Annotated in this window: 23 protein-coding genes and 1 riboswitch; of the genes, 15 read left to right on the forward strand and 8 right to left on the reverse strand. The window is 36.9% G+C overall.

What is annotated here, in order from left to right; genetic code table 11:
- Nucleotides 1-43 precede the first annotated feature (43 nt).
- The 3 genes from spoIVA to NSA01_RS05975 all read right to left on the reverse strand — a co-directional run bounded on the left by spoIVA (nt 44) and on the right by NSA01_RS05975 (nt 4,654).
- Complete coding sequence (gene spoIVA / locus NSA01_RS05965; protein WP_257480582.1) at nt 44-1,513, reverse strand: stage IV sporulation protein A; 1,470 nt, start codon at nt 1,511-1,513, stop codon at nt 44-46.
- A 61-nt stretch (nt 1,514-1,574) separates the two neighbouring features.
- Entirely contained in the window at nt 1,575-2,894 is a 1,320-nt protein-coding gene (gene der / locus NSA01_RS05970) for a ribosome biogenesis GTPase Der (RefSeq protein ID WP_257480583.1), read from the reverse strand.
- A gap of 11 nt (nt 2,895-2,905) precedes the next feature.
- On the reverse strand, nt 2,906-4,654 hold the full coding sequence (locus tag NSA01_RS05975) for an Rqc2 family fibronectin-binding protein (RefSeq protein ID WP_257480584.1): 1,749 nt from the start codon (nt 4,652-4,654) through the stop codon (nt 2,906-2,908).
- Nucleotides 4,655-4,785: 131 nt separating this feature from the next.
- Between NSA01_RS05975 and NSA01_RS05980 the strand changes: the two genes are divergently transcribed.
- From NSA01_RS05980 to NSA01_RS06020, 9 genes are all read left to right on the forward strand, one after another.
- Complete coding sequence (locus tag NSA01_RS05980) at nt 4,786-5,349, forward strand: manganese efflux pump MntP (RefSeq protein ID WP_257480585.1); 564 nt, start codon at nt 4,786-4,788, stop codon at nt 5,347-5,349.
- A gap of 80 nt (nt 5,350-5,429) precedes the next feature.
- Complete coding sequence (locus NSA01_RS05985; RefSeq protein WP_257480586.1) at nt 5,430-6,146, forward strand: hypothetical protein; 717 nt, start codon at nt 5,430-5,432, stop codon at nt 6,144-6,146.
- Nucleotides 6,147-6,308: 162 nt separating this feature from the next.
- Nucleotides 6,309-7,067, forward strand: coding sequence for a DeoR/GlpR family DNA-binding transcription regulator (locus NSA01_RS05990; protein WP_257480587.1), 759 nt, complete (start codon nt 6,309-6,311; stop codon nt 7,065-7,067).
- 525 nt (nt 7,068-7,592) lie between these two features.
- A complete protein-coding gene (gene dhaK / locus NSA01_RS05995; RefSeq protein WP_257480588.1) occupies nt 7,593-8,585 on the forward strand; it encodes a dihydroxyacetone kinase subunit DhaK in 993 nt (330 codons plus the stop codon).
- A 10-nt stretch (nt 8,586-8,595) separates the two neighbouring features.
- Nucleotides 8,596-9,210, forward strand: a complete 615-nt coding sequence (dhaL, locus tag NSA01_RS06000) for a dihydroxyacetone kinase subunit DhaL (protein ID WP_257480589.1) — start codon at nt 8,596-8,598, stop codon at nt 9,208-9,210.
- Between the two features lie 366 nt (nt 9,211-9,576).
- Nucleotides 9,577-9,954, forward strand: coding sequence for a dihydroxyacetone kinase phosphoryl donor subunit DhaM (gene dhaM / locus NSA01_RS06005; RefSeq protein ID WP_257480663.1), 378 nt, complete (start codon nt 9,577-9,579; stop codon nt 9,952-9,954).
- A gap of 436 nt (nt 9,955-10,390) precedes the next feature.
- Nucleotides 10,391-10,488, forward strand: a riboswitch (SAM riboswitch).
- A 67-nt stretch (nt 10,489-10,555) separates the two neighbouring features.
- The gene (gene metK / locus NSA01_RS06010) at nt 10,556-11,719 is read left to right on the forward strand and encodes a methionine adenosyltransferase (RefSeq protein ID WP_257480590.1); all 1,164 of its coding nucleotides are present in this window, start codon (nt 10,556-10,558) and stop codon (nt 11,717-11,719) included.
- A 93-nt stretch (nt 11,720-11,812) separates the two neighbouring features.
- A complete protein-coding gene (locus tag NSA01_RS06015) occupies nt 11,813-12,238 on the forward strand; it encodes an Lrp/AsnC family transcriptional regulator (protein ID WP_257480591.1) in 426 nt (141 codons plus the stop codon).
- A gap of 116 nt (nt 12,239-12,354) precedes the next feature.
- A complete protein-coding gene (locus NSA01_RS06020; protein WP_257480592.1) occupies nt 12,355-16,632 on the forward strand; it encodes a 2-hydroxyacyl-CoA dehydratase in 4,278 nt (1,425 codons plus the stop codon).
- A 23-nt stretch (nt 16,633-16,655) separates the two neighbouring features.
- Here NSA01_RS06020 and NSA01_RS06025 read toward each other — a convergent pair whose 3' ends face one another.
- The 4 genes from NSA01_RS06025 to NSA01_RS06040 all read right to left on the reverse strand — a co-directional run bounded on the left by NSA01_RS06025 (nt 16,656) and on the right by NSA01_RS06040 (nt 19,282).
- Entirely contained in the window at nt 16,656-17,168 is a 513-nt protein-coding gene (locus tag NSA01_RS06025) for a hypothetical protein (RefSeq protein ID WP_257480593.1), read from the reverse strand.
- A gap of 2 nt (nt 17,169-17,170) precedes the next feature.
- Nucleotides 17,171-17,557, reverse strand: coding sequence for a holo-ACP synthase (gene acpS / locus NSA01_RS06030; protein ID WP_257480595.1), 387 nt, complete (start codon nt 17,555-17,557; stop codon nt 17,171-17,173).
- Nucleotides 17,558-17,634: 77 nt separating this feature from the next.
- Nucleotides 17,635-17,898, reverse strand: a complete 264-nt coding sequence (rpsT, locus tag NSA01_RS06035; RefSeq protein ID WP_007049942.1) for a 30S ribosomal protein S20 — start codon at nt 17,896-17,898, stop codon at nt 17,635-17,637.
- A 124-nt stretch (nt 17,899-18,022) separates the two neighbouring features.
- A complete protein-coding gene (locus NSA01_RS06040) occupies nt 18,023-19,282 on the reverse strand; it encodes a pyridoxal phosphate-dependent aminotransferase (protein ID WP_257480596.1) in 1,260 nt (419 codons plus the stop codon).
- A 351-nt stretch (nt 19,283-19,633) separates the two neighbouring features.
- Here NSA01_RS06040 and NSA01_RS06045 point away from each other — a divergent pair, with 351 nt between their 5' ends.
- The 5 genes from NSA01_RS06045 to NSA01_RS06065 all read left to right on the forward strand — a co-directional run bounded on the left by NSA01_RS06045 (nt 19,634) and on the right by NSA01_RS06065 (nt 24,232).
- A complete protein-coding gene (locus tag NSA01_RS06045) occupies nt 19,634-20,971 on the forward strand; it encodes a CobW family GTP-binding protein (protein WP_257480597.1) in 1,338 nt (445 codons plus the stop codon).
- 8 nt (nt 20,972-20,979) lie between these two features.
- Entirely contained in the window at nt 20,980-21,927 is a 948-nt protein-coding gene (locus tag NSA01_RS06050; protein WP_257480599.1) for a TIGR03943 family putative permease subunit, read from the forward strand.
- Nucleotides 21,928-22,076: 149 nt separating this feature from the next.
- Entirely contained in the window at nt 22,077-23,234 is a 1,158-nt protein-coding gene (gene mltG, locus NSA01_RS06055) for an endolytic transglycosylase MltG (RefSeq protein WP_257480600.1), read from the forward strand.
- Nucleotides 23,235-23,236: 2 nt separating this feature from the next.
- Nucleotides 23,237-23,878 carry an O-methyltransferase gene (locus tag NSA01_RS06060; RefSeq protein ID WP_257480602.1) on the forward strand — a complete coding sequence of 214 codons (642 nt, stop codon included), beginning with the start codon at nt 23,237-23,239 and terminating at the stop codon, nt 23,876-23,878.
- 90 nt (nt 23,879-23,968) lie between these two features.
- Complete coding sequence (locus tag NSA01_RS06065; protein WP_007049934.1) at nt 23,969-24,232, forward strand: HPr family phosphocarrier protein; 264 nt, start codon at nt 23,969-23,971, stop codon at nt 24,230-24,232.
- A 452-nt stretch (nt 24,233-24,684) separates the two neighbouring features.
- Here the strand turns inward: NSA01_RS06065 and NSA01_RS06070 are convergent, their stop codons facing one another.
- Nucleotides 24,685-25,596: a LysR family transcriptional regulator gene (locus NSA01_RS06070; RefSeq protein ID WP_257480603.1), complete on the reverse strand. Its 912-nt coding sequence runs from the start codon at nt 25,594-25,596 to the stop codon at nt 24,685-24,687.
- A gap of 128 nt (nt 25,597-25,724) precedes the next feature.
- On the opposite strand from NSA01_RS06070, the gene NSA01_RS06075 reads away from it, so the two are divergent.
- Nucleotides 25,725-26,426 (forward strand): DedA family protein, encoded by a 702-nt coding sequence (locus tag NSA01_RS06075; RefSeq protein ID WP_257480604.1) that lies wholly within the window; start codon nt 25,725-25,727, stop codon nt 26,424-26,426.
- The last annotated feature ends 69 nt before the right edge of the window (nt 26,427-26,495 follow it).

The following is a 26,495-nucleotide window of genomic DNA, read 5'->3' on the forward strand; positions in this document are numbered from 1 at the left end:
TAATATAGACAATAAAAAAACCGCATTTCTGCGGTTTTCATTTTTATAACCAAAGAAGTATTATTCCGCCTTTGCCGGAATTTACGACCTTCGTAAGGGTCTTTTGGATTTTCATCTTATTATCATCTTCTATTGATATAAGTTTGTTTTGCATATTGTCGCTTATCATATTTTTCAAATTACGTCCGAAGAATTCACTTTCCCATATCTTATCCTGGTCATTTTTGTATTCATCTATAAGTTTATCATAGAACACTTGACATTCTTCTTCCGAGCCTATTGTAGGGCTTACCGCTGTTTCCACATCAGTGCATATGATATGAAGTGCCGGTGCGGAAGCTTTTATTTTCACTCCGTGACGAGATGACTTACTTATCATTTCCGGTTCTTCCAGCTTATAATCTTCAAATTCCGGCATAACTACTCCGTATCCGCTGCTTCTGGCTAAAGACAGTGCCGATGCGATTTTCTCGTATTCTCTCTTTATTTGCGTCAAATCCGATACGAGACCGAATAGGTCGGATTCTCCCTTTATTTCGATATCGTTCTTTTCGCTGAGCAGATTATAGAATGCGCTGTTTTCGACTTTTACATCTACGTCAACGATACCGCTGCTTAAATCTATATTTGTGACTTCCATATCAAACTCATCAAAGGAAGAATTTTTAACGCCGAAAATCACTTTGTTTAATGTATCGTTATCGTTACTGTTCGATTTAATGAAATCATAAATATCATTATTTATAGGATTTTCTTCTTCTACCAAATCAAGCCATAGAGGAAGAGAATAATTGACTTCTTTTATAGGGAATTCAAATAATACGTCTTTGAGAAGAGACTCTATATCGTCTAAGGTTATATTCATTACATCGAGTACGATGACCTTACACTCATACTTTTCTTCAAGTTCCTTCCCAAGGTCTCTTGTAGCTTTACTGTTAGGTGTAGTAGTATTTAAAATCGTAACAAAAGGTTTATTTATTTCTTTAAGTTCGTTTATCACCTTTTCTTCCGCTTCTATGTAGTTGTTTCTTTCGATACCGCTTATGCTCCCGTCGGTAGTCACAACTATACCTATTGTTGAATGTTTTTCAATTACTTTTTTGGTCCCGATTTCAGCCGCTTTTTTAAAAGGCATAGGACTGTCTGACCAAGGTGTCCTGATCATTCTCTCTTCGTTTTCGTCCATGTCGCCTACGGCGCCCGGGATAACATATCCCACGCAGTCTACGAGCCTTACATTTAAATTTACACCGCTGCCAAGGTTGATATTAGCTGCGGTGTTGGGTACGAACTTCGGTTCGCACGTCATGATCGTTTTGCCGGAGCCGCTTTGAGGTAGTTCATCCACTGCTCTTTCTTTTTTAAATTTATTTTCGATATTAGGTATTACTAAAACGTCCATAAATTTTTTGATAAAAGTGGATTTTCCACTTCTAACCGGTCCCACCACTCCTAGATATATATCACTTCCTGTTCTTTTTGATATATCTTCGTATATTCCTAAATTCATAAGAAAACCTCCAAACTCAAGTATCTTACTTATACTTATTCGCTTGGAGGTGAAAATATCATTAATTTTCTTGTTTTTTTCTATAAATTAATTTTATCGGGCTTCCGAGGAAGGTAAAAGCTTCCCTGATTTTATTTGTAAGGTATCTGGAATATGCGTCCTGTTCCAGTTCCGGTTCGTTTACGAATATTACGAAAGTAGGAGGTGCCGTTGAAACCTGTGAAGAATAAAATATCTTCATTCTCCTCGTTCCCTTTGACGGAGGATTATTCATCATCACCGCATCGCCCATTATTTCGTTTAAAAGTCCCGTCGTTATCCTCTTTCCGTACTCGGTAAGTACTTCTTCTATAAGAGGCATAAGCTTATGAGTCCTTTTCTTTTCCGTTGCACTGATAAATAATATAGGTGCGAAGTCAAGGAAATAAAGTGAACTCCTTACTTTCTTTTCCATGTCTTTCATGGTATTGGTTTCCTTTTCCACCAAGTCCCATTTGTTTATTACTATGATTACCGCTTTATATCTGTCTTTGATAAGTCCGGCTATCTTTACGTCCTGGTCGGTAACTCCTTCCATGGCGTCTATCATTAAAAGGCATATGTCCGCTCTTTCTATGGCACCTATGGCTCTTATGGTAGAATAATGCTCTATATCGTCGTATATCTTCGCTTTTCTTCTTATCCCCGCTGTATCTATAAGGGTATAATTCTTCCCTTCATAATTGAATATGGTATCTATGGCGTCTCTTGTCGTTCCGGAAATATTACTTACTATAACTCTGTTTTCCCCGAGAAGTGTATTGACCAGGCTGGATTTTCCCGCATTCGGTTTTCCCACAACTGCGATCTTTGTTCTCTCTTCTTCTTCGATACCTTTTTTGTTTTCGGGGAAATGTTTTACCACTTCATCCAGAAGATCTCCGAAACCCAGTGCATGCTCCGCACTTATCCCTATAGGCTCACCGAGGGCTAGGTCATAAAATTCGTATCTCAGATAATCTATATCGAAAGAATCGATTTTATTTACCGCAAGGACGCATGGTTTCCCGCTTTTTCTTATCATCGTTGCAACTTCTCTGTCGGAAGCGGTTACTCCCGCTCTTCCGTCCACTACAAGCACTATTACGTCCGCCATATCTATTGCAAGGTTTGCCTGTCTCTTCATTTGTTTTAATATAATATCGTCGCTTTTAGGCTCTATACCGCCGGTGTCTATTAGAAAGAAACTGTTTCCCGACCAAGACGTATCTGTTATTATCCTGTCTCTGGTCACTCCGGGAGTATCCTCTACTATAGAAATCCTTTTTCCGGATATTTTATTGAAAAGCGTTGATTTTCCCGTATTTGGTCTTCCTATTAATGCAACAAAAGGTTCTCTCATTTGTTTTCTCCTTAACTGCTTAGTTTATCTATCATTTTTATATCATTTTCACTCAGCGTTACTTCCACCGTTTCGTTGTTAGTGTATATCACTTTTCCTTCTTTCATCCCGCTGGGTTTCTTTACATATTTGATGTAAGCATAGTCCACGGGAACGTTTGAAGAGTTCTTGGCTTTTGAATAATATACACACAGTTTGCACGCCAGTTCCAATGCTTCATTTGAGTATGTTCCGTTATTTGTCCTTATTATAACATGAGAAGAGGGGATATCCTTGGTATGGACCCATAAATCCGTTTTAAAAGCGAATTTTCTCGTTAAATAATCGTTATCCAGTGAATTTCTTCCCACGTATATTTCATATCTGTCGCTTGTGGTAAATTTAAGCTTCTTAACCTTTTTAAGATTGTGCTTCTTCTTTTTCTTCTTTATATATCCAAGCTCTTCCATGACGCTTTTTATATCCTCTACTTCCGGATATGTCTTGGCTCTTTCCAGATAAAGAGATTGGGATTCGAGGAAATATACATTTTCTTCACCGTCTTTTATAAGTTTTTCAAGGTGTTTCTTTGAATTTTCAAGCTTTGTGTATTTCTTGAAATACTTATTTGCGTTTTCGCTGGGAGAAAGAGCGGGGTTTAGAGATATTGTAATATCTTCGTATGGTTCTTTGAAGAAGTTTTGCACGGTTATGCTTTTATCTCCTTTTTTTATAAGGTGAAGGTTAGAAAGAAGAAGCTGTCCTTTTATATTGTATTTCTCGCTTCCTTCGGCTTTTTCAAGGTCTTTTCTCCTAAGCTCCAGTTTATGCTGTTCTCTTGCAAGAGAACGGTTTATAAGGTTATAAACATCTTTATATACGACTTTTAACCTGTTTAGCCTGTCGATATCGTGATAGTACGTATCTATCATTCTTGACGGTGTATCAAAGGTCATCTTTTCCATGTCCTCGTATGAAGATATATCTATACAGACATAATCTTTATTGTTCCCGTCTTTTCTGTATAAGTTATATTTTAGTCTTTCGTCTAAACCGCTGAAATATTCTCTTATTCTCTTTATTATGTTTTCTATATCTTCTTTACTCAGTTCGTTTACTCCCGCATTATTATCTATATCGGGTACGGAAGTGATTTCGCTGAAGATTATAGGGCTTATGCCGTTGAATGTACTCATTAGCGCACTTTTTAAAGTCCTGTCGGAGTTACTTCTTATATTATCCATAGCGACGAATTCGTTGAAATCAAGAGGGTTCAGTCTGTCTTTTGTGGGATATTCATAGTCTATTTTAGGTATGACTTCTCTCATGAGTGGATTATCGGGTCTTATATGTTTTATTGAATCTATTATTTTCCCGCTTTCGTCGTCAATCAATATGAGGTTGGAATTCCTTCCCATGATTTCGGCTGTGAGCGTCAGGTTTTGATATTCTCCGAGAAGATTTATACTTTCAAAACGGATTTTTATTATCCTGTCGAATTCATATCCCTCTATATTTGTTATTACGGCTCCCGTAAGGTATTTTCTAAGCAGCATACAAAAACCGTAAGGTTCGTTCATGGAAGCGTTGTAATCTTCTATGAAGTGCACCCTGGGAGTAGAGGAACCTGCGTTTATAAGTAACATTTGTTTGTCGCCGTCGAAAGTATGCAGGACTACTTCATACTTTGTGGGCATATATATTTTACTGACTTTACTTCCTTTTAGCTTACTGTTCAATTCTTTTATGATTGCGTAAGTTGTGATAGAATCAAAAGGCATTGTTTTCTCCTTACTTTTAGCATAGTCTAAATTATATATTAAAATTAATTTTATAGCAAACTATATGAAGAAAATAATTGATAAATAATACCTTTTGTTTTATAATTGGAATACTTTGTTTAGGAGAGATTATGGGGATATTAGAATTATCATTGATTGGAATAGGGCTTGCTATGGACGCTTTCGCGGTATCCATATGCAAAGGTCTCAATATGAGAAAAATAAATTACGTTCACGGGCTTATAACTGCGATGTTTTTCGGAGTGTTTCAGGCTGTGATGCCTCTTATAGGCTTCTTCCTCGGAAGGCAATTCAGTACATATATAACCACCGTGGACCACTGGATAACTTTCATACTTCTCGCCTTTATCGGAGGCAAGATGATATACGAAGCACTCAGTGATAATGAAGAATGCGAAACTTGCTCCGCAGGGCTTGATATAAAGGAACTACTTCTTATGGCTGTCGCAACCAGTATAGACGCACTTGCCGTGGGTGTTACATTTGCATTTTTAGACGTATCCATATTTTCATCGGTTTTGATTATAGGCGTTATTACTTTCGTGATTTCTTTTATAGGCGTTATAATCGGGAATATATTCGGGAGCAAATACAAGGAAAAAGCGGAAGTGTTCGGAGGTGTCATACTTATACTAATAGGTCTTAAAATACTCTTGGAAGCTCTCTTTTTTTAGGGGAGCTTTTTTCTTGAAGAAAACCGGGTATTGATATATATCGGCAGTATAAAATCTTATTAATCGAAAGAGGGGAAATCATGAAGAAAAAGTTATTATTGTCGGTATTGGCATTGATGTTTTTACTTGTTTTTGTATCGGGCTGCGGTTCTTCGGATCAGGAAAAGCTTGCTAATGTTGAAAAATACATGAAAGAGGGTAACTATTCTGCTGCAAAGGCTGCAAAAGAAAGAAACTTTGATGATAAAGTCAATTATTATTTGGCGCAAAGTAAGTATTATATGGCACAGAATAAATATGGATATGCACTATATCAGCTTAATAAAGGAACGGAAGATACAAAGATAAAAAATGACGATGAAAAAGTCAAAAAACTGAAAGCGGAAATAAACAGTATTTTAAAAGAACATAAAAGTGAGATAGAAAAAATCAGAAAAGATGAAAGAGAATCCTATATAAAGCTAGTTAAAAAACTTGATAAAATACAAGAAAAAATAGATAAGGGGCTGGATGATTATTATAAGAGAGCTTCATCAAGAGCTAAGCTTTTAAGGCTATATAAAAACTTAAAATATGATATGCCGGGTCACTTCATCAAGTGTGAAGGATATACTGATGAGTATAGAGAAGCTGACAGATATTACAGTTATGTAAAGAAAGAACATAAGTATCTTGAAAAATTTTCTGAAAAGAATTCTTTTTTTGTGGAAGAAAAGCTTCTGAGATATCAGGAGTATGCAAAAGAACACAGAGAAAAATTTGAAGAACTAATAAAAGAAAGTCCGAAGTTATATTAAATACAAAGAACATATCATTTCCAAATAAAAGAAAGATATGTTCTTTTTGATTAGAAAAAATAACTAAATGAAGATTAATAATTGACAAGTAGTTTTAATTTTGTTACATTTATAAATGTAAAGGTTTATAAAGATTTTATTTTTTTAGTTGTGGAGGAAAATATGTACAAAGAACAAAGACAGGAAGCAATTTTGCAGTATGTATATGAAAAAAAGGAAGCAAGCGTAAAAGAATTGTCCGAAATGCTTGATGTTTCGAATGTGACCATAAGAAAAGATTTGATAGAGCTTGCAAAAATGGGAAAGGTCTTAAAGACTCACGGAGGGGCTACTTCCGTTGAAAGTATCCTTTCTACGGAAACTCCACATTATCAAAAAGACAAAACGTTCAGAGAAGAAAAAGAAAGAATAGGCAAAGCCGCAGCCAAACTCGTGGAAGAGGGGAATACCATAATAATAGACAGCGGCTCCACTCCTTATCATGTGGTTCCCAATATTTTGGATAAAGAAGTAATGGTCATCACAAACGATGTAAAAATCGCATACAAACTTGCCCTTGATTCAAAGGCAAAGGTTTTGGTCGCGGGAGGATATATTGAAAAATCGGTATTTTCACTTCTCGGTCCCACTTCGGAAAGCCTGTTTGAAAACACTCATGCCGACCTTGCTTTCATAGGTCTGGACGGAATGGATATAGAGTACGGAGCAAGCGTAAAGTCTTTTACTGAAATGCCGGTAAAACAAGCTATGATAAGGAACGCCGATAAAGTCGCGGCAGTCATGGACTCATCTAAGCTAAAGCAGAAAATGCTGGTTAAATTTGCGGAAGTAGAGGATTTTGACTACATAATAACAAATCAAATGGACGAAGAAGATAAGAAAGCCTATGAAGAAAAAGGCGTTGAGGTTATCATTGCTTAATAAAAGACCTAAAACTAGGTCTTTTTATTTATAATATTTATCGGTTAAATCCTCTAATTTATAAATAAACTTATCTATTGTTTTATTATTTCTATGGTTATACATTCTAAATTCAAGTATTTATTTCTCCGTAAAATCTTCAGTATCAGAGAAATTATAAGAAGGGCTATTTTTATATAACTGTGTCAATATAACAAAAGGTGGATTTAAAATATCTATGTTTCGGCTAATCTGTAAAAATGATTTTAATTTTAATAACTTAATAATTTTTTCAATTAAAGTACTTTTTTATAATAGTCAGTAATTTTATATCAATATTGTTTTAAAAACATTATTGATTTTATTTGATGGGTTTCTTCTTTAAATATTTATATCTTTAAGATTTTTATTTATTATATCCTAGGGGAAGCTTAAAAATAAATGTTATGTTTTACTATTTGATGAAATATCAATATCAAATTTATCATCTTAACTTTTGAGAAAATTTATAAGGTATGATATACTGATTAAAAAGGAGGTTTCTTTATGAAAAAATTTATCAATAAACCTGAGAACGTTGAAAACGAGATGTTAGACGGGATAGCGAAAATGCACCCGGAATATGTAAAGAGACTGGATGGTCTTGATGTGATAGTAAGGAGCGAAAAGAAAAAAGATAAAGTCGCTTTGATAAGTGGAGGAGGAAGCGGACATGAACCCGCACATGCGGGATATGTGGGGTATGGTATGCTCGACGGTGCGGTTGCGGGACCCGTATTCACTTCTCCTACTCCCGACCAAATCTATGAAGCGGTGAAAGCGGTGGATGACGGTAAGGGGACTTTGCTCGTAATAAAGAACTATACCGGAGATATAATGAATTTCGATATGGCGGCTGAAATGGCAGCTATGGAAGGCATAGAAGTGGAACAAGTAGTCGTAAACGACGATGTTGCCGTAAAGGACAGCCTTTATACGACAGGCAGAAGAGGAGTTGCGGGGACAGTATTCGTACATAAAATCGCGGGAGCTGCCGCAGAAGAAGGCAGAAGTTTAAAAGAAGTAAAAGAAGTTGCAGAAAAAGTTATCGCAAATGTAAGGACAATGGGCGTTGCAATCTCTCCTTGTACCGTTCCTGCGGCGGGCAAACCCGGCTTTGAAATAAACGATGATGAAATGGAAGTGGGTATAGGTATCCACGGAGAACCGGGGACACATAAAGAAAAACTTACCACTGCGGACGAAATCACAGCTCATTTGCTTGAGTGCATATTAAAGGATATAGACTTTGAAGGAAGCGAAGTGGCGGTGATGATAAACGATTCGGGAGCTACTCCTTTAATGGAACTATATATAGTAGGAAATAAAGTATCCGATATATTAAAGGAAAAGGGAATAAAGGTATATAAAAACTTTGTAGGACATTATATGACCTCCATAGAAATGGCGGGATTTTCAATAAGCTTACTAAAGCTTGATGATGAACTAAAACAATTATTGGACGCAAAAGCCGATACAGTAGGGTTCAAGACATTATAAGGAGGGTTTTATGACTAAAGAAAAACTAATTAAACTTATAAATGATATTGCGGATAAAATAGAAGAGAATAAAGATTATCTTACCGATTTGGACAGTGCCATAGCCGACGGCGACCATGGGATAAACATGGCGAGAGGATTTTCGGCGGTAAAGGAAAAACTTAGAACTGTTGAAGATAAAGACTGCGGTACTATCCTTAAAACTGTAGGTATGACGTTAGTTTCCACCGTAGGGGGAGCTGCGGGACCTTTATACGGTACGGCTTTCATGAAAGCGGGAATGGCAGTACAGGGAAAAGAAGAAATAAGCGGTGAAGATTTTATCAAGATGATGGAAGAAGCCATAAACGGAGTGAAGATGAGAGGAAAATCGGAAGCGGGAGAAAAGACTATGCTTGATTCTATGATACCTGCTTACGACGCCTTTAAGGAAGGACTTAACGGCGGAGCAAAATCGGCAATGGAAAAAGCTTTGAAAGCTTCAGCTGACGGAGTGGAATACACGAAGACCATAAAAGCCACGAAGGGAAGAGCTTCTTATATAGGAGATCGAAGCATCGGTCATCAGGACCCGGGGGCTACTTCTTTTACTTATATTATGGAATGCATAAATGATATTATTTAAAATGAGACCCCATAGTAAACTATGGGGTTATTTTTTTTGTTTTGGTATATTTTTATGTAAAATTTTATTTATAGCTTAGGTTGTTTTGATTTTTATTTATATATTTTTAATTCGGTAATTGTTCTTATTCTGATATTTGAATTGAAGAAAATAAATCAGATTTTTCTATTCTTAAAAGGATATGATTTCTATTTGGTCGATTTGTTTATAATTTTCATAGTAACGTTTTTTATAATAATAATGTGTTTATGGATATTAACGATTATTTTTATATGAGATTGAATATTATTATGTTTGGTAAGTATTTAACAATTAGGTATTTATGATATAATGATAAAAAATAATTTAGTAAACGGAGAAGAAGATATGTTAGGAATGGTAATAGTATCACACAGCGAAAAGATAGCTGAGGGAGTAAAGGAACTTGCACTTCAGATGGCAAAGGACGTAAATATAGTTCCTGCGGGGGGACTTGGTGACGGGAGTATCGGTACAGACCTTGAAAAGATAATGAATGGGATAAATGAAGCGGACAGCGGAGAGGGTGTTATCGTACTTATGGATCTCGGAAGTGCGGTGATGACGACGGAAATGGCGATAGATATGGTTGAAAATAAAGTAACTATGATAGACGGTCCCGTAGTTGAAGGTAGCATTGCCGCAGCAGTGACTATCATGAGCGGAGGAAGTATCGAAGATATAAAAAAGGCTGTGGATGAATGCAAGACTATAAGTAAGTTTTAGCTTTCTTTAATTTTTAATTTGGGATTTATATTATGATTTGTTATCAAAGACAGAGAAAAATAGAATAAAAAATATAAAGCTTAAAAAAGACCTTATGGTCTTTTTTTTATGTAATTATGCGGGGTAAAAAATAATAAATGCTGTATTGAATGATTAAGATAATGGAGTCTAAAAAGCAAATGTAAAAATTCGGGATTTGTGTCGTTCGTATTTTAATCGCGGTATTTGAGTTAGGGGCGCGGAATCTGCCGAAGGCAGGCGTAGTGCCCCGAGATAGCGGGAAGTATTGTTTTATATTTTTGTTTTAGCATATATGTTTTTTATTGTATATTATATCTAAATTTATAAAAGATGATAATTATATTATATATCGACAATTATCTTGCTTTTCTGTATACAGTATGTTAATATTTTAAAGTAAATTACAATGAAATAGACCTTATTTAGAGCGGTGGAGTGAATAGGCACTATGAAACCCGGCAACCGGCAAAGGTACGGTGCTAATACCTACGGGATTTTTCCGAATGATGAGTATTAAGATAATCTCATGGGAGAACCTATGAGAAATTTTTTTATTTAAGGTCATGGAAAGGATAGAGTAATGAATAAACATTTTTTTACGTCGGAGTCTGTAACAAAAGGACATCCGGACAAGATATGTGACCAAATAAGTGACAGCGTTTTAGACGCTATCATTGCACAGGACCCATATGCCAGGGTAGCCTGTGAGTGTGCGGTGAATACCGGGCTTGTGCTCGTAATGGGAGAGATAACCACAAGCGGTTATGTGGATATACCGAAGATAGTTCGTAAGACCATAAAGGATATCGGGTATACGAGGGCAAAATACGGATTTGACGGGAGTACCTGCGGGATAATAAGCTCCATAGACGAGCAGTCAAGCGATATAGCAATGGGAGTGAATAAGTCTTTGGACTGTGATGATAGTACCGAAGAAGAAAACGGAGCGGGAGACCAAGGGATAATGTTCGGTTTTGCATGTAACGAGACCGAAGAATACATGCCTCTACCGATATCTCTTGCAAACAAGCTTGCATTCAAGCTTACCGAAGTCAGAGAAGACGGCACTCTCGATTATTTGAGACCGGACGGTAAGACTCAGGTGACCGTTGAATACGACGGGGATAAGCCGGTAAGGGTGGATACCATAGTTATATCTACTCAGCATGATGAAAAAGTATCTCTCGATACCATAAAGGAAGATATGATAAAACATGTCGTTAAGGCCGTTATAGATGAAAGTCTCCTCGATGAAAATACAAAGTATTTTATAAATCCTACGGGAAGGTTTGTTATCGGCGGTCCTCAGGGGGACAGCGGACTTACGGGAAGAAAGATAATCGTTGATACATACGGAGGATATGCAAGACACGGCGGCGGAGCATTCTCGGGAAAAGATCCTACAAAGGTAGACAGGAGTGCTTCATATATGGCAAGGTATATCGCAAAGAACATAGTTGCAAGCGGTATATGCGATAAGATAGAAATAGAAGTCGCTTATGCCATAGGTGTGGCAAGACCGGTTTCCATATATGTAAATACGTACGGAACGAGTAAATTGAGCGACGAAAAAATAGTTGAAATAATAAACGAAAACTTTGATTTAAGACCTACAAGGATAATCGAACACCTCGATCTGAGAAGACCTATTTACAGAAAAACAGCAGCTTACGGACATTTTGGCAGGAGCGAATTTCCTTGGGAAAAACTGGATAAAGCCATAGAATTAAAAAAATATTTATAATTTAAAGTAAATGCCAAAAAAAGGTTTATTATTTTAAGCAAATGTAGTAATATGGTTTTAAGGTATCATCATATTACTACAGGAGTTCTTATTATGGATTTGATAGATAAAAAAATATTAGAGAGATTAAACGTTGACGGAAGAATAACCATGAAAAACCTTGCGACCGAGCTTAATCTATCGGCGCCTGCGGTTGCGGAGAGAGTTAAAAGGCTTGAGCAAAAAGGGATTATAACAGCTTACAAAGCTATCATAGACAGAGAAAAGCTGGGGCAGGGCATAACCGTATTTATAACTATAGATATGCCTGCGAGTAAATATGAAGAGTTTAAAGTGTTTGCAAACAAAGCAAGCGAGATAAGCGAATTCTATTATTTGACCGGTCAGTATTCTCTTATTATAAAAGCCTATGTGACAAGCACCACACACCTTGCGGAGCTTCTGGAAGGGGCTCAGCAGTTCGGTACGACGGAGACCTTCGTAGTCATGTATGCTCATGTAAAAGACAATATTTTTTAATGTAAATATATGTAAATCTATGTCAAAAAAAGTCGAAAATTGATGTTTTTCGCCTTTTTTTATTGCTATTTAAAATTTAAAGAATTATAATAAAGAATACTATTTTGGAGGATATAATGGAAACAATTAATAAACTTGGTATAGATATTGGCTCTACGACCGTTAAGGTTGCCATTATGGATACCGATGATAATATACTTTATTCAAAATATGAAAGGCATTTTGCAAACATTCAGGACACCCTTTTATCCATGATAAAGGAAGCCCTTGAAGTAATTGGGGACTGTAAGATATGCCCTGTTATCACAGGCTCGGGAGGCTTAAGTCTTTCATCGTATTTGGATATACCTTTCGTGCAGGAAGTGGTCGCCGTTTCAACTGTACTCAGAAAATTTCACCCCGATACCGACGTAGCTATTGAGATCGGCGGGGAAGATGCGAAGATAATATATTTTGAAGGAACGATAGAGCAGAGGATGAACGGTATCTGTGCGGGCGGTACGGGTTCGTTCATAGACCAAATGGCGTCATTACTAAAGACCGATGCCAACGGACTTAACGAGCTTGCAAATGGATATGAAAATATATATCCCATAGCGGCAAGGTGCGGAGTATTCGCAAAAAGCGATATCCAGCCTCTTATAAACGAAGGAGCCACTAGAGAAAACTTGGCGGCTTCCATATTTCAGGCTGTCGTTAATCAGACTATCAGCGGGCTTGCATGCGGTAAACCAATAAGAGGGAATGTAGCTTTTTTGGGCGGACCGCTTTATTTTATGAGCGAGCTTAAAGAGGCTTTTATAAGAACGCTTGGTTTAAAGGAAGAGAATGTCATCTCTCCGAAAAATCCGCATTTGTTTGCCGCCATAGGTGCTGCTTTAAGCAGTGAAGAAGAGGAAAATATAACTTTGGGTCAGCTTAAAAACAGGCTTGACAGCAAGATAAAATTAAACAGTGAAATAAAGAGGATGGAGCGTCTCTTTGAAGACAGCGAAGATTACAAGAAATTCTCTGAAGAACATGCGGTTCATACCGTTGAAAAGGATAGTTTAAAAGATTATAAGGGGAACTGTTATCTCGGGATAGACGCAGGTTCCACCACGACCAAGCTCGCTTTATGTTCCGAGGACGGGAAACTGTTATATTCTTTCTATTCAAACAACAACGGTTCCGTTTTGGAAACGACCGTAAAAGCATTGAAAGATATATATTCAAAGCTTCCAAAGGAAGCGAAGATAGTATATTCATGTTCCACGGGATATGGAGAAGATTTGGTAAAATCCGCATTTATGCTGGATGAAGGCGAAGTAGAAACCATAGCTCATTACTATGCGGCTTACTTCTTTGACCCTAAAGTCGATTGTATTTTAGATATCGGCGGTCAGGATATGAAATGCATCAAGATAAAAGACGGTTCCGTAGACAATGTACTTCTTAACGAAGCATGTTCTTCGGGGTGCGGATCATTCATAGAGACATTCGCAAAATCTCTCGGTTACAGCGTTGAGGACTTTGCAAAGGAAGCTTTGTTTGCGAAAAATCCTATAGACCTCGGGACGAGGTGTACTGTGTTTATGAACTCCAACGTAAAGCAGGCTCAGAAAGAAGGGGCTCCCGTAAGCGATATATCCGCAGGGCTTGCTTATTCCGTAATAAAGAATGCTTTATATAAGATAATAAAACTTACAAATCCAGATGACCTGGGCAGACACGTAGTCGTGCAGGGCGGAACTTTCTATAACGATGCGGTTCTTAGAGCATTTGAAAAGATTTCAGGACATTCTGCGGTAAGACCCGACATTGCGGGGATAATGGGTGCTTTCGGTGCCGCACTTATTGCCATGGAGAGGTACGAAGAAGGTAAAAAAAGTACTATGCTGGATTTGGAAGGCATAGAAAAACTTACTTATACCACAATGATGACCAGATGTAAGGGGTGTGCGAACAACTGCTATCTTACAATAAACAGTTTTGACGGCGGGAAAAGAAAATTCATAACCGGGAACAGATGTGAAAGAGGAGCGGGAATACATAAAGATAAGTCTCAGGATATAAACCTATTCGATTATAAGAATGAGATAACCTTCGGGTACGAGCCTTTAAGGGAAGAAGATGCGGTAAACGGAGTAATCGGTATACCGAGAGTCCTCAATATGTTTGAAAATTATCCTTTTTGGGCAGTTTTATTTAAAGAACTTAAATTCAGAGTGGAACTTTCACCTGTCTCCACGAGAAAGATATATGAGTACGGGATAGAGTCTATCCCCAGCGAATCGGAATGTTATCCCGCTAAGCTGACCCACGGTCATGTAACATACCTTATAAGGAAGGGGATAAAGACGATATTTTATCCTTGTATCCCTTATGAAAGGAATGAAACTCCCGATGCGGGAAATCACTATAACTGTCCGATAGTCACTTCTTATGCGGAAAACATCAAGAACAATGTGGAAGATATACATACAGAAGGTGTTAAATTCTTAAATCCTTTCCTTGCGTTTACGAATAAGGAAACCGCAAAAGAGGGTATCATAAGGGAATTTACAAAAGGCGGAGAAACCGGATTTGACTTGGATAAGAACGAAGTAGCAAAAGCCGTGGATAAAGCTTGGGATGAGCTTATTGATGTCAGACATAAGATAGCAAGAAAAGGTGAAGAAGTAGTTAAGTATCTCGACGAAACGGGTAAAAGAGGTATAGTCCTTGCGGGAAGACCTTATCATATAGACCCTGAAGTAAATCACGGTATAGATAAGATGATAAATTCATACGGGATAGCAGTCCTCACCGAAGACAGCGTATCTCACCTTGGTAAGGTTGAAAGACCTCTTATCGTAACGGACCAATGGATGTATCATTCAAGGCTTTATAAGGCGGCTAGCTTTGTAAAGACAAAGGATAATATAGATTTGGTACAGCTGAATTCCTTCGGCTGCGGGCTTGACGCGGTGACCGTAGACGGAGTAAGGGATATCTTAAATTCTGCGGGTAAGATACACACCGTCCTTAAGATAGACGAAGTAAACAATCTCGGAGCTGCCAGGATAAGGATACGTTCGCTCCTTGCGACGCTGAAGATAAGACATAGAAAGAAAATAAAGAGAAAAGTAAAAAATTCCGGTTATCAGAGAGTGGAATTTACAAAAGAGATGAAGAAGGATTATACGATTTTATCTCCTCAAATGTCTCCTATACATTTTTCTTTGTTTGAAGCAGCACTTAATTCCTGCGGTTATAAATACGAAGCACTTAAAGATGACAGCAAACATGCGGTGGATATAGGGCTTAAATATGTAAATAACGACGCTTGCTATCCTTCGCTCATAGTCGTGGGACAAATCATGGAGGCTCTCAACTCCGGTAAATACGATACCGACAAAGTAGCAATAATGATAACTCAAACAGGGGGAGGCTGCAGAGCGACTAATTACATAGGTTTTATAAGAAGGGCGCTTGAAAATGCTGGAATGGGACATATACCCGTGGTATCTCTTAATGCCAACGGTATTGAAACCAACGAAGGATTTAAGATAACTCCGAAACTTTTAAATAAAGCGCTTCAGGCCGTAGTGTACGGAGATTTGTTCATGAGGGTTTTATATAGAATGAGACCTTACGAAGTCGTTAAAGGCTCTGCGGATATGCTCCACAGAAAATGGGAAACAAAGTGTATAGCGGATCTATCAAGACCTAGGTCATCGAAGAAAGTATTTAACGATAATATCAGGAACATAATAAGGGAATTCGATGAACTTCCTATAACGAATGAGGTAAAACCAAAGGTAGGGATAGTCGGAGAGATACTCGTTAAATTTCTTCCGGGAGCAAACAATCACCTTGTTGATTTAATTGAAAAAGAAGGTGCGGAAGCCGTAATGCCGGATTTACTCGACTTCCTGTTATACTGCTTCTTCAACAACAACTTTAAATCCGAAAAGCTTGGAATGAAGAAGATGAGTGCGACCATATCAAATATAGGGATAAACTTTATAGAAACCTACAGAAAGGTATATAAAGATGAATGTCAAAAGAGCGTTCACTTTACTTCTCCAAATGAGATAAATAAACTTGCTTATTATGCAAGCGATGTCGTTTCCGTAGGCAATCAGACCGGAGAGGGCTGGTTCCTTACTGGAGAGATACTGGAACTTATCAAGACGGGAGTAAATAACATAGTATGTGCTCAGCCTTTCGGCTGTCTTCCGAACCACGTCGTGGGTAAGGGCGTAATAAAGAAGATAAGGGAGATGTATCCTATGAGCAACATCGTGGCTATAGACTACGACCCCGGAGCAAGTGAAGTAAATCAGCTCAACAGGATAAAGCTTATGCTTTCTCAGGCGAATATGAACTTGAAGGAAATCCCCGAACTTATGGAACCGGAAATGGTATAGATATAAGTAATAAAAAAGACACCTTACTTGGTGTCTTTTTTTGTATATATGATGTCAACTTTTTTATTCTTTAAATATTCTTTATTTATACTAATGAAGTATCCTCTGAATTTTAAATCCATGGTCATTTTTCCCGTTGGGATAGTTTCTTTTATATTTATGATTATTTCACTGTCATTTATAATAGGCTCTTCTATATCGTGCTTTATGGACGAGGAGGTAAACTTGAATGTTATAAAGAGTGTGTTATCTTTAAAATAATCCTCAGAGAACTTTTTAAGATAATAGTTATCTATATTATTGTTATTTACAAAATCTTTGAATTCATCGAAAGCCGTGAACTTTAGATATCCTCCGTTTTTATCCATTTGTTCCATTAATCCGTTGTCGTAATCGATAAAAGGGTCGGGGATATTCTGGACCGTTAATTTGTCATTCATATCGGTTTTCTCTTCTTTATTTGTACTGTTGCTGGAACAGCTTGAAAAAGCTGTAAGCATGATTACCACTAAGCATAATATTATATTTCTTTTCATTTCTACACCGCTATTACGAATGCCAGAGCATATTCGTCTTCGTGAGATATGGATATTTTAAAGTCTCTCAGTCCGAGAGTTTCCATGTAATCTCCGGCTTTCCCCGAAAGCTTAATATAAGGCTTGTTGTCTTTCGTTTTTAGTATGGTGATATCTCTGAAGCTGAGCTTATCCATGCCTTTGCCCAGTGTTTTCATGATAGCTTCTTTTGCTGCGAAGTATCCCGAAACGCTTTTGGGGTTATAATTATTATGCTCAAAATAAAGTATCTCTTCTTTATTGAATATTTTTCTTAAAAACAGATCTTTATGGGTACTGCCCAGTATTTTTTTTATTCTCTTTACTTTTACTATGTCCACTCCGTTGGAGAGTACTTTTTCATCTACCATATCAATATATTTCCTTTTTATACTACAAAAAGACCTTACCGGTTATAGGAAGGCCTTAAATAGTCTATATAATCATACTAACCTAAAGCATTTACTTTTTTAGCTAATTGTGCTTTTTTTCTGTCAGCAGCATTCTTATGAATGATACCTTTGCTTGCAGCCATGTCGAATTTCTTGCTTGCAACTTTGCATGCTTCCTGAGCTTTTTCTACGTCGTTAGATAAAATAGCTTGGTCGAATTCTTTTTGAGCTGTCTTTAAATTAGTCTTAATAGCTTTATTTCTAAGTCTGCTTTTTTCGTTTGTGATTGCTCTTTTCTTTGCAGATTTAATGTTTGCCACTTGCTACACCTCCACTTTAATAGTCTCGCGAATGATATTATATCATTTTAGTATATTAAATGCAAGCATTTTTTTCCTTTATTTTACGGTGTTTCGGCAAAATATATAAGAAAAATAAGTCCTGCTATACTGCGTATTGTTCTTTGTTTAAAACTACGCTGGGTTTTTTATTTAAGCTTACCGCTTTTTCCTCAGCCAATGCTTTTTGATATGCAATCAGTCCTTTATCCAAGATGTTTACCGCTTTTATAAGGTCTTCTTCTTTTAGTACATATGCTATCCTTACTTCATCAACTCCGAGTTCTTTTGTAGCGTAGAATTCGTTTGCGGGACAAAGCATTACTGTCTCGCCTTTATGGTCGTATTTTTCAAGGAGCCATTTTGAAAATTCATGTGCATTTTCAACCGGGAGTTTTACTATCATATAAAATGCTCCCGCAGGTTTCTTTACTTCTATGCCTTTTACTTTTTTAAGCCTGTTATAAATCGTGTCTCTTCTGTTTTTATATTCCTTTTTCACTGCGCTTATGTAGTCTTTGCTTGTGTTTTTGAGTACAGCGGCAGCTCCCACTTGGTCGAGGTATGGTGCACAAAGTCTTGCCTGAGCAAGCTTTAATACATGAGCCATGAATTCTTCGTTCTTTGAAGCGAGAAGTCCTATCCTTGCTCCGCATGCGGAAAATCTTTTTGAGATACTGTCTATTATTATAACTCTGTCTTCAATTCCTTTTACGCTTGAAAAGCTGATGAATTCTCCGTCGTATACGAATTCTCTGTATACTTCGTCCACTATTATGAATAGGTCATGTTCTTTGGCTATTTCGCAAAGTAAATCTATTTCGTCCCTTGTGTAAACTCTGCCCGTTGGGTTTGAAGGGTTTGTGATACAAAAAGCTCTCGTTTTATCGGTTATCTTAGCTTCGATTTCTTTCTTTTTAGGAAGTCTGAAGTTTTCTTCGGGTTTTGTCGTTATGGAAACCATGTTTACTCCCGCCTGAGTTGCAAAGATATTGTAGTTTGTATAGTAAGGTTCGAATGCTATTATCTCATCATTTTCGTTGCACAGAGTTAAAAATGCAAATGAAATAGCTTCGCTCCCGCCGTTTGTAACTATCATATCTTCTTTGGTTAAATCGGTACCGATTTCTTTATAATAATCTTCAAAAGCTTCCAAAAGAGAGGGTATACCTTTTGAATTGGTATAAGCAAGTATACTTTCATCGAAGTTATTTACCGCAGAAAAAAATTCCTTCGGGGTCACTATATCCGGCTGACCGATATTGAGCTGATAAACCTTCGTTCCTTCTTCTATTCTTTTTTCCTGAATCGGGGCAAATTCTCTGATTGGAGATTGTCCTATAGATGTTACTTTGTTTGAAAACATAACCTTCTCCTTGACTGTCTTTGATTTACTAGATATATACTATCATAAAATAAGGTATAATGCAAGTATTTATTTAGTAAATTAACTATAATTTATTACTTACATTATTATAATATGTAAAAATAAAAAATATGTTAATAAAATAAATAATAATAAAGTTATACCGATATATCCTTAAAATAATAAAGTAAATCATAAAAAAAATTTTATTTTAATCTGTTTATTGAAAAAGATTACAACAGATGATATACTATGTTAGTTAAAACTAACCTAAGTAAAATGTCTTAAATATTGAAATTTTGCTTTGATTGGTATAAAATAGTAATATTTTAAAAAGAAAGAAGGGTATATATGACAAACGTAGATATCATTTCAGGATTTTTGGGTGCAGGAAAGACGACCTTTATAAAAAAACTTATAAATGAAGTTTTTAAGGGTGAAAAAATCGTACTTATAGAAAATGAATTCGGAGAGATAGGCATAGACGGAGGTTTCCTAAAGGATGCTGGCATAGAGATAACGGAGATGAACTCCGGATGTATCTGCTGTTCTTTGGTAGGGGACTTCAGCAAGTCTTTAAAAGAAGTAATAGAGAAATTTTCTCCCGACAGGATAATCATAGAACCGTCGGGGGTAGGTAAATTATCCGACGTGGAAAAGGCTATTTTGGACGTGAAAGATGAGCTTGATATAGTCCTTGACAGCAAGATAACCGTAGTGGACGGAAAGAAAGCAAAGATGTATATGAAGAATTTCGGAGAGTTCTTCAACAATCAGGTTGAGAGTGCAAATGTCATAGTAATGAGCAGGACTCAGGATATAACGAAAGAAAAGATAGAGGAATGTCTTGAGCTGTTAAAGGAACATAATAAGGAAGCTAACATTATAACCACACCTTGGGACGAGCTTGAAAAGGACGCGGTATTAAATGCGGTGACAAAGTTTAACGAAGAAAACGAACTTTTGGAAGAAGTTTTAAAATCACAACATGAGCATGAACATCATCATAAGCATGAAGAAGAGTGTGATTGCGGACATGAATATCACCACGAACATGGGGAAAACTGCGAATGCGAACACGAACACCACCACGAACATCATCATGAACATGAAGAAGAATGTGAATGTGGACATCATCACGATGAACATCATAAACATAAACACGATGAAACCTGCGAGTGCGGACATCGCCACAATGATGAGCATAGAGAACATGAAAAACATGAACATCATCATCACCACGAGCATGAGTGTGAATTGGGACATCGCCACCATAAGCATGATAAAGAATGCGAATGCGGTCATGAACATTATCACGAAGAACATAAACACCCCCATGACCATGAACATCACCATGAACACGGTGAAGGGTGCAGCTGCGGGTGCGGGCACGACCACGGTCATGACCACGACGCAGACGAAGTATTTACAAGCTTCGGCATTGAGACGGTTCATAAATTCAATAAAAGAGATTTAGAAGAGGTACTTGAAATCTTATCCGACGGCAGTAAGTACGGAGCGGTACTTAGAGCCAAGGGTGTAGTCGAAGGAGAAGATGATAAATGGTACGAATTCGATTTGGTTCCCGGAGAATACGAAATAAGGGAAAGAAAAGCGGATTATACCGGAAAAGTTTGTGTCATAGGCACAGAACTTAAAAAAGATAAACTGGAAAAAATATTTAAATAAGAGGTGAGATGATGAAGACTCCTGTATTTGTTATATCGGGACTTTTGGAAAGCGGGAAGACCACACTGATAAAGAACATGTTTCTTTCTCCCGAATTTAAAGCGGGCGGACCTACTCTTTTGATACTCTGCGAAGAGGGTGAAGAAGAATACGAAAGAGAGTTTTTAATAAAGGCTAATATAACCAAAGTCGTGGTAGAGGGAAGAGAAAAATTCACTCCTTCTTTACTAAAGAATTACGAGGCATTATATCACCCAAGACAGGTAGTGATAGAGTATAACGGTACATGGGAGATGAGTGTGCTTTTAGATACCGAGCCTCCGTCTAACTGGGAACTTGCGAGTATTTATTCTCTCGTCAATTCAAAGACGGCAGAACTTTATTTGACGAATATGAGGTCTATGTTCATGGAGCAGATATCGCTCTCAAGCCTTATCATATTCAACAGGTGTGATGATAATGTGAACAGAGGAATGCTCAGAAGAAACATAAAGGCACTGAATATGGGTGCACAGATAGTCTTTGAAAGGGAAGACGGGAGCATTGTGGAAGAGACTATAGAAGACCTTCCTTTTGATGTAAGTAAGAATGTGATAGAGATATCCGACGAAGACTACGGCGTATGGTTCATAGATACTCTTGACAACCCGGAAAACTACTCGGGAAAGAAAGTTAAGTTCAAGGCTCAGGTATTTTTGGACCCAAATCTTCCGAAGAAGACTTTTGTTCCGGGAAGATTTGCAATGACTTGCTGTGCGGACGATATCCAGTTTCTGGGTCACGACTGCAGATATGAAATGAAGAAGCTTGGTTTTAAGACGAAAGACTGGGTGGACGTGGAAGCGAGGATAGAGTATGAATTCAGCGCGGAATACGGAGAGGACGTACCTATACTTTGCCTTGAAAACATTAAAAAGGCGATGAAAGCAAAGGACGAAATAGTATATTTTATGTAAAGATAAAGGTATATATAAGAAAATTATATGTCCTTTTTTAGTGATTTCCCTTGTCGAAATTATGATAAATTTCTTAAAAGAGGGTTAAAAATGTTGAGTTATTTCACAATACAAGATATAATTTAGTATATGTTAAAAGGAGAGGGCATATGGAGAAAAAGAAAAGAGCAGTAAAAGTAAAAAAGAGTATGAAAAAACCTACTATAAAAAAGACCAAAGTAAAGGAAGAAAAAAGCCCCAAAGATAATAAAATGAAGGTAAGGAACAATAAAAAGAAGAATTTGTTCATGATTATAGGAGGGGTAGTCGTTGTACTCATAGCGGGTATGATACTTACTTATAATATAATGCTGGGAGCCGTGGATAAGGCTAACGGACAGACGAAGGAATTTTTGATAGAAGAGGGATCTTCACTTAGCGGTATAACCGATGCACTTAAGGAAAATAACCTTATAAAGAACGAGACCGCATTTAAGATATATGTTAAACTGACAGGTAAATCAAACGATTTGAAGGCGGGATATTATTCCCTTTCTCAAAAGCTTCCCGCAAGTGAGATAGTTAAATCTCTCGTTAAGGGCGGGACCAGCAAGACTACCTCTATAACGATAAAAGAGGGTCTTGACCTTAACAGGATAGGAAACGAATTCGAGAAAAAGGGTATATTCACGAAAGTCGAATTTCTTAAGGAGATAAAGGACAATGCGGATTACTACAGAAAAAATTACGATTTCTTAAATAGTGTACCTAAGGACAGAGAGTATATCCTAGAGGGATATTTATTTGCGGATACATATAATGTATACGTAAAAGCGGTGCCAAGGGATATAATAACGAAGATGTTAGACAGGTTCGATCAGGAGTATACAGACGCGTACAAACAAAGGACAAAGGAAATGGGCAAGACCATTGATGAAATAGTCACAATGGCGTCTGTAGTGGAAAGGGAAGGCATTTTAGATTCGGAACTTCCTACCATTGCGGGAGTATTCTATAACAGACTTGATAAAGGTATGATGTTACAGTCATGTGCAACGCTTCAGTATATATATAAGGATTATCAGTTCTCTTTCACGGAGTCACAGAAGAACATAGATTCTCCTTATAATACTTATAAGTACACGGGACTTCCTGCGGGACCTATATCCAACTTCAGAGCTTCTGCTCTAAAGGCTGCGTTATATCCGGAAAAGACGAAATATATATACTTCTGTACAAAGAATGACGGAACGGGAGCCAGTGCATTTGCAGAGACTTTGGCTCAGCATGAAAAGAATATTCAAAAATACAGCGGGAACTGGGATTAAAAATGATAGACGAAATAACTAAAGAATATTTGAATGGTTTACTTCACTTAAAGGGTGAAGTAAGCCTTTTGTCAGGTTTCAGAAAAGAAGCAAAAGAAAACAGGATACCTATAATAACGGAAGATGTAGAGAGGCTCATTGAAATAATATTAAAATCTCACGGAGCGAAGAAGCTCTTTGAAGTCGGTGCGGCGGTTGGTTATTCCGCCTGTGTCTTTGCGGATATAATGGGTGAAGGAAGCTTCGTAAAGACTGTTGAAAGAGACGAGATAAGATATATAGAGGCAAAGAACAACATAAAGAAGTATGGTTACGATGATAATATAAAGCTTATCATGGACGATGCGGGGGAAGTATTAAAAAGAGAAGAATATATGTACGACGTGGTATTCCTTGACGGCAACAAAGGACATTATATCCATATGCTTGAAGACTGTAAGAGGATACTGAAACCCGGCGGGCTTTTGATATGCGATAACGTACTCTTCAGAGGCATGATAGATAAAAGTTCTCCTCTTATCAGGAGAAAGATAACCATAGTAAAAAGGCTTAGGATGTTTTTGGACGCAATAAGCGAAGACAGCGAACTTACTACCTCCGTTCTGCCTATAGGGGACGGGTTAAGCATAAGTATAAAAAAATAATATTTTATTAAAATTTTACTAGTAATTTATTAATCTTATGTTATAATTGAGTTAATATTGATAAAGATAAAAATTAGGAGGAACTATATAATGTATTCAAAAAATGTAACAATTACAAATCCTACAGGACTTCACGCAAGACCAGCATCTCAATTCGTTCAAACTGCTGCTAAATTCGCATCTGAAATTCTTTTAGTAAAGAACGGTAACGAAATCAACGCTAAATCAATAATGGGCGTTATGGCAGGCGGATTATCTCAAGGAACAGAAATCGAAATCAGAGCTAACGGTGCTGACGAACAAGAAGCTGTAGATACATTAGCTGCATTGATCGAAAACGGATTTGGTGAATAATTAAGTTTTACTTATATAAAAAAGACACATTAGTGTCTTTTTTTATTGTTTATTTACTGATATTTTTATAATGTTTGATGAAAATTTATATGACCGTAGCTTTTAATATAATAAAAGTATAATTAAATACATTATTATTTATTAACGAACATTCTGATTTGATTATTGCAGGTAATAAATATTTATATTTGGATTTATACCAAATGAAACAGCGATTTTTGTTTATTTTAAGTTTTAATGATTACACTTTTTTATTTATTCAAATACCTTTTTGTATACTGATTTTTTAATTTTTTTTATCATAGACTTTTAATTATCATTTAGAAGTCTATTGATACTATATACTTAAATTCAACGAGGAATGTCTGTACATTTGTTTTAAAAGGTTATCACATTAAAATAGGTATGCGTAAATATCCTTTTTTAATGTGCTGATATCAGAAAAAGAAATATCAGTATTTATATTCCTTTATATAGTGTTCAAGCTGTTCTATATATTTTTTCGCGGGGATACTAAGGCTCACATTCTTATGTTTTATATATCCCAGCCTTATCACTTCGTCACTTTCCAGAGGTATGGAAACCAGATTGCTCCCGTTCAGTTCGACGCTTAGTATACCCGTGGTTATGGTATAGCCGTGAAGTCCGATGAGTAAATTTGAAAGAGTAGCTCTGTCGCTTACAAGGAGATTTTTCTTATGAGATAGGGTACTGAGTATCTCTTCGGAAAAGTAAAAAGAGTTGTAAGTCCCCTGTTCAAAGGATACTCTCGGATATGGTTCCAAGTCTTCTATTTTGATAGATTTTTTCTTTGCAAGGGGATTATCTATACTCAAAAATATATGAGGTCTTGCATCGAAGAGATGAGTAAAAGTCAGTTCGTTGTCTTTTAGTATCTTGTTGATGACCTTTTCGTTAAAATCGTTGAGGTAGATTACCCCCACTTCACTCCTAAGGTTCTTGACGTCTTCAATGATTTCGTGGGTCTTCGTTTCTCTGAGGGCGAATTCGTACTCGTCCTGATCGAATTCTTTGACGAGATTTACAAAGGCATTTACTGAAAAGGCGTAGTGCTGAGTGGAAACGGAAAAGAGCCTTTTTGAAGGAGTCTTATTTAAGTATCTTTGTTCCAAAAGTTCCGACTGCTCGACTACCTGTCTCGCGTATCCGAGAAACTCCGCACCGTCTGCGCTGAGGGATATACCTCTGTTTGAACGTATGAATATTTCTATACCAAGTTCGTTTTCAAGCTCCTTTACGGATTTTGAAAGGCTGGGTTGAGTTATGAATAGCCTGCTTGCTGCTTCGTTTATGGAACCGCAGTTTACTATTTCTATTATGTATTTTAGCTGCTGAAGTGTCATGATTTCTTTACCTTTATTTTACGTATTTTTAATTTGTATCTAATAAGTTTATTTTATATTATAACATATTACTCAAAATTTGAAGATAAAATATATTTGGGAAATGTTTATAAATAGGGAGAAGATTATTGGAAGAAAGTTTGATAGGAATAATAAATGCGTACGGTTATCTGGGGATAATGTTTTTGATACTCATAGAAAATGTATTCCCGCCCATACCCTCGGAAGTCGTTTTGCTCTTTGGGGGATATTTGACTGCAAAGGCAGGCATGAACCTCATACTAGTGATACTCGCGGCTACGATAGGAGCAATGCTCGGTGCGGTGATCTTATATTCTTTGGGTTATATTTTAAAGAGAGAAAAGTTAAGGAGTCTGTTTTCGGGAAAGTTCGGCAGGGTAATGCATTTGAAACCTGAATATATAGATTTAAGCTATAAGTGGTTTTTAAGGTATGAAAAGAAAGCGGTTCTGATTTGCAGGTGTATACCCGTAGCAAGGAGCCTTATTTCAATACCTGCTGGGATATCTAAAATGAAGTTTTCTTCATTTATAGTACTGAGTATCATAGGTACTCTCGTATGGAACAGCCTGCTGGTAAGTCTTGGGAACATCATGGGGGAAGCATGGGAAGCCTGCCTTCCGTACTTAAAAGGTTACTCCGAGATTGTTATTATCGGAGGGATAATAATAGGTGCGGTATATGTGACGATGTATATGAGAAGGAGAAAAAGAAGAGAAAAAAAGGTCAGTGATACAAGTGTGCATAATGGGAATGAAGATGTAAATGATGAGTATGATGATGATATTTCTTTTATAGAAAAAATATAGAAGATACTGATATGGAGGATTGAAGAACAGAAATTTAAGATATTTAATTAAGGGGAAATATCATATATG

Origin of the sequence: Anaerofustis stercorihominis, assembly GCF_024623185.1 — a bacterium.
In the GTDB taxonomy this organism is placed as follows: domain Bacteria; phylum Bacillota; class Clostridia; order Eubacteriales; family Anaerofustaceae; genus Anaerofustis.

What these genes read in the sequence shown, in the direction of transcription:
- mltG (WP_257480600.1), top strand. Translation starts at nt 22,077, where the DNA reads ATGGAGAAAAAGAAAAGAGCAGTAAAAGTAAAAAAGAGTATGAAAAAA.
- NSA01_RS06020 (WP_257480592.1), top strand. Translation starts at nt 12,355, where the DNA reads ATGGAAACAATTAATAAACTTGGTATAGATATTGGCTCTACGACCGTT.
- NSA01_RS06070 (WP_257480603.1), bottom strand. Translation starts at nt 25,596, where the DNA reads ATGACACTTCAGCAGCTAAAATACATAATAGAAATAGTAAACTGCGGT.
- NSA01_RS06065 (WP_007049934.1), top strand. Translation starts at nt 23,969, where the DNA reads ATGTATTCAAAAAATGTAACAATTACAAATCCTACAGGACTTCACGCA.
- spoIVA (WP_257480582.1), bottom strand. Translation starts at nt 1,513, where the DNA reads ATGAATTTAGGAATATACGAAGATATATCAAAAAGAACAGGAAGTGAT.
- dhaL (WP_257480589.1), top strand. Translation starts at nt 8,596, where the DNA reads ATGACTAAAGAAAAACTAATTAAACTTATAAATGATATTGCGGATAAA.
- metK (WP_257480590.1), top strand. Translation starts at nt 10,556, where the DNA reads ATGAATAAACATTTTTTTACGTCGGAGTCTGTAACAAAAGGACATCCG.
- NSA01_RS05980 (WP_257480585.1), top strand. Translation starts at nt 4,786, where the DNA reads ATGGGGATATTAGAATTATCATTGATTGGAATAGGGCTTGCTATGGAC.
- NSA01_RS05975 (WP_257480584.1), bottom strand. Translation starts at nt 4,654, where the DNA reads ATGCCTTTTGATTCTATCACAACTTACGCAATCATAAAAGAATTGAAC.
- der (WP_257480583.1), bottom strand. Translation starts at nt 2,894, where the DNA reads ATGAGAGAACCTTTTGTTGCATTAATAGGAAGACCAAATACGGGAAAA.
- dhaK (WP_257480588.1), top strand. Translation starts at nt 7,593, where the DNA reads ATGAAAAAATTTATCAATAAACCTGAGAACGTTGAAAACGAGATGTTA.
- NSA01_RS05990 (WP_257480587.1), top strand. Translation starts at nt 6,309, where the DNA reads ATGTACAAAGAACAAAGACAGGAAGCAATTTTGCAGTATGTATATGAA.
- acpS (WP_257480595.1), bottom strand. Translation starts at nt 17,557, where the DNA reads ATGGTAGATGAAAAAGTACTCTCCAACGGAGTGGACATAGTAAAAGTA.
- NSA01_RS06025 (WP_257480593.1), bottom strand. Translation starts at nt 17,168, where the DNA reads ATGAAAAGAAATATAATATTATGCTTAGTGGTAATCATGCTTACAGCT.
- NSA01_RS06015 (WP_257480591.1), top strand. Translation starts at nt 11,813, where the DNA reads ATGGATTTGATAGATAAAAAAATATTAGAGAGATTAAACGTTGACGGA.
- NSA01_RS06045 (WP_257480597.1), top strand. Translation starts at nt 19,634, where the DNA reads ATGACAAACGTAGATATCATTTCAGGATTTTTGGGTGCAGGAAAGACG.
- NSA01_RS06060 (WP_257480602.1), top strand. Translation starts at nt 23,237, where the DNA reads ATGATAGACGAAATAACTAAAGAATATTTGAATGGTTTACTTCACTTA.
- dhaM (WP_257480663.1), top strand. Translation starts at nt 9,577, where the DNA reads ATGTTAGGAATGGTAATAGTATCACACAGCGAAAAGATAGCTGAGGGA.
- NSA01_RS06050 (WP_257480599.1), top strand. Translation starts at nt 20,980, where the DNA reads ATGATGAAGACTCCTGTATTTGTTATATCGGGACTTTTGGAAAGCGGG.
- NSA01_RS05985 (WP_257480586.1), top strand. Translation starts at nt 5,430, where the DNA reads ATGAAGAAAAAGTTATTATTGTCGGTATTGGCATTGATGTTTTTACTT.
- NSA01_RS06040 (WP_257480596.1), bottom strand. Translation starts at nt 19,282, where the DNA reads ATGTTTTCAAACAAAGTAACATCTATAGGACAATCTCCAATCAGAGAA.